The 6,421-nt window shown below is 36.2% G+C and carries 7 protein-coding genes and 1 pseudogene; 5 read left to right on the forward strand and 3 right to left on the reverse strand.

The window, feature by feature from the left end; all coding sequences use genetic code 11:
• Positions 1-164 precede the first annotated feature (164 nt).
• Genes cas2 through PLA23_RS09225 form a run of 3 tightly spaced genes read right to left on the reverse strand, consistent with a single transcriptional unit; the run spans position 165 to position 2,030 of the window.
• Positions 165-428 (reverse strand): CRISPR-associated endonuclease Cas2, encoded by a 264-nt coding sequence (gene cas2 / locus PLA23_RS09215; protein ID WP_324474943.1) that lies wholly within the window; start codon positions 426-428, stop codon positions 165-167.
• Positions 429-433: 5 nt separating this feature from the next.
• On the reverse strand, positions 434-1,513 hold the full coding sequence (gene cas1b / locus PLA23_RS09220; RefSeq protein ID WP_324330118.1) for a type I-B CRISPR-associated endonuclease Cas1b: 1,080 nt from the start codon (positions 1,511-1,513) through the stop codon (positions 434-436).
• Position 1,514: 1 nt separating this feature from the next.
• A complete protein-coding gene (locus PLA23_RS09225; RefSeq protein WP_324330116.1) occupies positions 1,515-2,030 on the reverse strand; it encodes a CRISPR-associated protein Cas4 in 516 nt (171 codons plus the stop codon).
• Positions 2,031-2,082: 52 nt separating this feature from the next.
• Here PLA23_RS09225 and cas8a1 point away from each other — a divergent pair, with 52 nt between their 5' ends.
• The 5 genes and pseudogenes from cas8a1 to cas3 form a co-directional block, all read left to right on the forward strand.
• Entirely contained in the window at positions 2,083-3,504 is a 1,422-nt protein-coding gene (gene cas8a1 / locus PLA23_RS09230) for a type I-B CRISPR-associated protein Cas8b1/Cst1 (protein ID WP_324474945.1), read from the forward strand.
• Positions 3,501-4,541 carry a type I-B CRISPR-associated protein Cas7/Cst2/DevR gene (cas7i, locus tag PLA23_RS09235; protein ID WP_324330111.1) on the forward strand — a complete coding sequence of 347 codons (1,041 nt, stop codon included), beginning with the start codon at positions 3,501-3,503 and terminating at the stop codon, positions 4,539-4,541. Before cas8a1 ends, cas7i begins: the two co-directional genes overlap by 4 nt.
• A gap of 2 nt (positions 4,542-4,543) precedes the next feature.
• Positions 4,544-5,197, forward strand: a complete 654-nt coding sequence (gene cas5b / locus PLA23_RS09240) for a type I-B CRISPR-associated protein Cas5b (protein ID WP_324330109.1) — start codon at positions 4,544-4,546, stop codon at positions 5,195-5,197.
• Positions 5,169-5,663 (forward strand): annotated as a pseudogene (locus PLA23_RS13815) (CRISPR-associated endonuclease Cas3''); the annotation flags it as partial. The gene cas5b and the pseudogene PLA23_RS13815, both read left to right, overlap by 29 nt.
• A gap of 132 nt (positions 5,664-5,795) precedes the next feature.
• A partial coding sequence (gene cas3, locus PLA23_RS09245) for a CRISPR-associated helicase Cas3' (RefSeq protein ID WP_324474947.1) occupies positions 5,796-6,421 on the forward strand: 626 nt, incomplete at its 3' end.

Consider the following 6,421-nt stretch of genomic DNA (forward strand, 5'->3'; position numbering starts at 1 on the left):
CAAGGACAACGAGGGCAATTTTGTGTTTCAATCCTACTTTAGTCCGCTTTGAACTGCCCCAAAAAAATTACATCCTGCATTTTTTAATGGACGTTTTTCAGGCAATTAATAACATGTTATCGTTGATCCTAGATAGTGCTATCGGAATATAAAGATCCACGACCTCAAATTATCTGACAAAATTCCGAAATCTCTTTTCCCATTGTTTCAATACGAACAACCTTATCATGTGGAAGAATGTAGATTCTAATGGTATCTTCCTGATCCACGATTATTTTTTTTAATCCGCTTTTCATTCTGGTGAATTGTCCTTTCGTTATTTCTCCTTCAAAAACAGAGTTCTGAACTCTAAATAGAAATTTCCTTAAATATGCACAAACTTTTGTTACCCGTTCGACATTAATATCATACACTACAACAACAAACAAAAATATCACCACCAAATTACAAAGGGATCATAATCTTTCAGTCCAAGTAAATGTTTGGCGATTTTAATACATTCAAGATACATGAGTCGTTTATATGATACCTTTCGGTGAAGAGAACGATGTTTAATTGTTGTTTGAAGCCTGGATTCATATTCTTCAAGGAATATTCTTCGGCCATTCTCATTCAGAAGACAGGAACCAATGTTCTGGTTAAAGTCATCAGATGAAATCATTCTTTTATTGACAAGTTTAAAGATTGAACGATCTACAAATAGTGGCTTGAATATCTCAGCGATATCCAGTGCAAGAGAAAATCTGCGCTCACTTGGTTCATGAAGAAAGGAAATAGTGGGATCCAACTGCGTATGATATAGTGCTGTGATAATATCCCCGTATACTAAGGAATTTCCAAAACTGATCAGAGCATTCATGGGATTTTTTGGTGGCCTTCTCGTTCGCTCTTTAAATGAAAATTCTCCTGGCATGATAACGTCAAAAGTAGAATAATACAATTCTCTGATATTACCCTCAAATGCCATAAGCTCAGATACAGTATTCACCGAATTTATTTTTGAAATCCTCTCCTGAATAGAGACTCTGTTATCATAAATCTCCTTGCCCATTCTCTCATAATACTCGATATTTTTAATAATATTTGAAGCACTTCCCAGAACAAATTGTTTTGCAAGGAAAAGGCGCTCATTAGAATTAGCATAATGAAGTGCCTGCCGGATATGCAAATCTCCGGATAACAAAGTTTCCCTTGGATATAGCGTTGAGATGTACTGCCCATAATATCCAAAAATATGGACGGGTATCTGCTTTTTCGCAAGAAGTCCTATTGCTCCTGATGATAAAGATATCCTTCCATATAGAAATAATGCATCAATTTGTTCAACTGGAAGCACTTTCTTTTCATATTCTGGTTTTAATGAGACGTCATCCAGTTCACATGGACCCTCTTCTATATCATCTTCCACAATACAGGATATTTCAAGTGCATTAGGATCCTTTTTTGCGATGAAATAGAGAGTATCTTGTTTTCTTATCAACTGTCCATTTTTAATTAAATAAAAATTTCTCATGTTATACCCAACAAATCTCAAAATAGGCACATTTTGAACATGCCGGAATTCTTCTTGGAAGCGGTGCACGTGGCTTATGAATAATCTCTTCAATTCTGGTTATGAGCAGTGGGATCGTTAATTCATCCTGATCACATAATACAACCTTTTCTTGTCTTTTATGAATTGGATAATCAATAACCCCTTCAACAGGCCACAATTTTAGAATATGATGAAAATACCAGAGATAATATTTTAATTGAAGTTTGTGCACATCTACAAATTTATACTCTTTTTTAATTTCGTGAATTAAAATTGTATCCTTCGTTTTTACGAAATCAAGAGCTATCTTTCCTAGGACAATAATCTCCTTATGCTCTTTTTGATAAGAATCTTCATGGAGTATTCTTCCAATAAGAACTTCATCAGAACTATCTTCCATTCGAATATAATGTGAAAAGAGCCATAGTTTGGTATGACAGATTGCATAGTATTGGACCTCTGTCCCCGAGGGGAGATATTCACCTGTAGGATCCATGTGAATAATTAATTCGAAAGATTAATTTAACTTTACAAAGAAGATATTATATATGAAACTTACGCTGAAGTCATCGTTTGGTGGTTTTCAGCATAAACAGTCGGAAAAACCATTGAGGCAAATAGAAGACCCATTTGTTACAGCAGGAATTGTTGCAATAGAAATTCTTTGTGGTAAACAATTTGAAACATGTTCCAGCGAAGAACTCATAAACGCCACAAATTTTCTTATAGATCTGTATATGACTCCTGCTTGGGCAAAAGACCTTTTTTCAATTTTTCCTAATAGTAAATATATAAATCCTTCACTTAAAGATAAAAAAAGGACAGAATCGATCAATTTTCTGACAAATCTCATAAAGAGAATTAACACTCCACATGAAAATGATTACAACATCTGCCAGTTTTGTGGCAGACCATCAGATAATGCCAGTTATGCTAAAACAGAGATCCCACTTGCAGGGTCCTCGCTTTTTACCAATTTTTTCCCCTCATTTCAGGAGGGGATTTATGTCTGCCCACGATGTGTATTAGCGATACAATTTTCCCCCCTTCTCTGCTACAAAGCAGGGGGAAAACCATGTCTTATCAGTTCAGGAAACCGAACTCTTTTATTTGAATATGGAAAAGAAATAATTCACACTTTAAAATTACGATATAGTTCTGGAGAATTTAACGATAAAGAAAATTCAGGTTTATATGATGAAAAATTCAAAAACCCAGAAAATGCTCTTTTCAATCTGGCATATAAATTCAGCTCAAAATATGTAATTGAAGGAATTTGTTCAGGATCAGAATCGATCATATTATATCATCTTGATAATTACAATCAGAATCCAAAAGGAATATCAATTTATCACCTTCCATCCAACATTTTTTCATTTGTTTCATCGGTAATGAATTCGCCACAGTATAAATCCGCGTGGTACTCACTCCTATCACGACATTATGCACACCAATCCCGTCAGAACATTGACCTCCCTGTATGGAAAACGAGTAAAAATCGCATTCATTCATTTCTTTTAGAGAATAAAAGCATTATTTGGGCATTTAAAGATGACAAATCAATGTCCCCAATTATTCCATGGGATTTGATAGAAAACTATTGTAAAAAGGTACGATTTATGAATCAACAAAGAATTAACGACATAAAAATCTGTGCCGACCGAATTGCCGAAACTATTCGCCTGAAAAATAATAAAAAGAGATTACAAGCAATTGTTTCATCCAAGACGCTTGAAGAGTTCAGAAATCAAATCCGTCTTGCAATGGTTGACTGGCAAAAACTGGGAAAAGAAGATCCTATGATCGAATTTGATCAATTCACACGCATAATGATACCTGGAGATTATCGAGGCTGGACAGAGGTTCGGGATTTGATTGTAGTCAGGTTATATGAACAACTCCATGATATTTTGGCCAAAGAAAGTGAAGAAGAGAGTGAACTTATACAATTATCAGAGGAACAACAATGAAAACTATCATTGGAACATATCTAATTAATGCCCCCTTTTCAGCCCTTAATAATAAAGGTATAGATTCCAGATCTGGAAATGAAAACGAAGTGGCAACAAAGACCATTCAGTCCCCTGAAGGAAAAAGGCCCTATGTGTCAGCTCAGGCACTCAGGTTTTGGTGGAGAAATGTTCTTGAGCAGAAGTATTCCTGGATCTGTTCACCTGTTGACAAAATTGGGGATAATCAAGCAATTACTATGGCGGATCCTCTAAAATATCCTGATGATGATCTTTTTGGATATATGTCTGCCCGAAAAGTTGAGACTGAAGTAAAAGGCAAGAAAAAATCTCAAAATGTCACCGTAACTCGCGTCTCTCCTCTCAAGTGCTCTCCACTCATAGGCCTTCCAATTTCTCCAAATTCTGATTTTGGTGTCATGAACCGGAAATTTGAAGGAAATCCGGTTCTGTTTAATCATCAGTTCTATAGTAATATTCTCAAGGGTATCTTTGCTCTCGATATTGATGCTGCCGGAACATTCAGTGCAATAGATAAACCAGGTAGCAAAAACCTCTCTGAAGATTTGATAGCAGAATGTGACAAACGGAAAATGAGAATTGGATCAGAAAACCGGTTCCGATTATCAGAGAATATTAGGAAACAGAGAATTATTGATACAATCTCTGCATTAAAATACCTTTCAGGTGGAGCGATGCAGACACTACATCATACAGACGTAACCCCCAAAGCAATCATTCTGTGTGCAATAAATAGTGGAAATAATATCTTTATGGATGTATTTCCCCATAACAACTATGAAGAAGGGCTCATTAATCTTGATGCCCTCACTGAAGTACTCACTGACTATAAAGAAGACCTCTTAACTGGCATATATATTGGGTGGCAAAGTGGTTTTGGATCAGATAAGGACAAAGAATTACAGCACTATACCGCCCCTGATGGGGTCACCGTAACTCTGTCATCTCCTGCACAGGCAATCGAACTGTTTGTAAATGAGTTCTCAGAAAAATCCAAATCACTTCTCTCTTCGTGATAATGAAACTCTTACGCGTAGAAATAGCAGCTTTAACAGCATCATTCAGATATCCCATGTTTATTGTAGGATATCATCCCTCATACTCTGTTCCACCTGTATCTACAATATATGGTCTGTTATCAGCTGCAAAAGGAGAAGCAGTGACCCCATCTTCTCTCCGCCTTGGATACGATTTTTTTTCTGATGGAAAGGGATATGATCTGGAGAAGATCTATGAATTCGGAGGAGAATCGAAAACAAACCCAATTTCTTTTCAGAAAACTAATATTATAACCCGAGAATTTTTATTCAATTGCGTTCTTACTCTTTACCTGGATGACCTACAATTTGAGCAATACTTGAAAAAACCATATTACCCCCTCGTAATGGGAAGACAGGCAGACTTGGCTTTTGTCCGGAATATCACTCAAATAAACATCGAGGAAGCCGATAATGTCACAATTATGAATACAATGATCCCCTTTGATGGCAGCATTCCTGGACAGGTTGTCTCTCTCCCTACATCATTTACAGATGAATCGACAAGAAAACCACAGGACGTGAGAACTTTTGTAATAATTGACTCTCCTCAGGTAATTCCTCACGGATTTTACGATCCCTATCGGGAGTGTGGTGTATTCCTCCATGATTACTCCGGTTCTCGCAAAAAGTAATGGAGAAACACTGGAAGAACACACACTCTCATGTCTCAATATTTTTAGTCAACTTGTTGATATCTTTCCTGACCTTGATCAATATACAAAATATCCTTCCTTCTATTCTGTTGTATTTCAAGCCCTGTTCCTTCATGATATCGGGAAAGCATCAGAAGAGTTTCAAAAATCTCTTAAAAAATTACCCAATCAATGGAATCATTACCGACATGAGATATTGTCAACCCCTTTTGCAAATCTCCTCAATGTTGAAGAAAATGATCGGGACATTATTAAAACACTTATACTCACCCATCATAAAGATCTCCAGGAATTATATCATTATTGTGAAATACCGGATAATATTGGAACTCCGTTTTCAGAGCATATTCAGGAGATTTATTCTAATCAAAAGGCCATTACATCCTTTTTAGAGAAATTTACCTTTATTAAAACCAGATATGGATATTCTCACTGTCAAATATCTGCATTTTCAGAAAATACTTCATTTACGAGCAATGATTGGGAGGACACATTACGATCTCTTGCGTATTACCTACATCATGATGCAGAATTCAAACAATGGTTCTTTCGTATCGGTATTGCAGGAAAAGGGTTGGTGAACGCATCAGATTACCTGGCCTCCGGAGGAATAACAAATATTCTTAAACCATTGCCTACATTGGAGAACGTCTTCACATTCAATAAAAAAACATCAATTCAACAAAAATGCCTGAATCATTCAGGCAATCTTATTGTAATATCACCTACAGGTTCAGGAAAGACTGAAGCAGCCTTATTTTGGGCTACAAATAATCTGAATCGGACAAAGAGCAGTAGAATTTTTTTTACTCTCCCGTATACAGCCAGTATAAATGCACTGTATAGACGGTTAAAAGAAAATTTTAAGCAGGAGTACTCAAGTGATGATTTCATCTCTCTGCTTCATGGACGAGCAGCATATTTTCTTACTCAAATGTATGAAAATCAGGAAACCTCTCAGCATCTCATAAAAATTTCACGCCAAATATGTAGCCCATATAAAATAATGACCCCTTTTCAGGCGATAAAACACTTTTTTTCTCTCAAGGGCTATGAAATGGGTCTTCTTGAAATGTATCAGGGCATTTTCATCCTTGATGAGATTCATTCATATGAACCCCGGACTGTAGCACTTATTCTTGGAATGTGTTCATTCTTGAAAGAAAACCTTGACGCTAAAATTCTTCTGATGTCTGCAACACT

Origin of the sequence: Methanospirillum sp., from assembly GCF_035406105.1 — an archaeon.
Taxonomy (GTDB): Archaea; Halobacteriota; Methanomicrobia; order Methanomicrobiales; family Methanospirillaceae; genus Methanospirillum.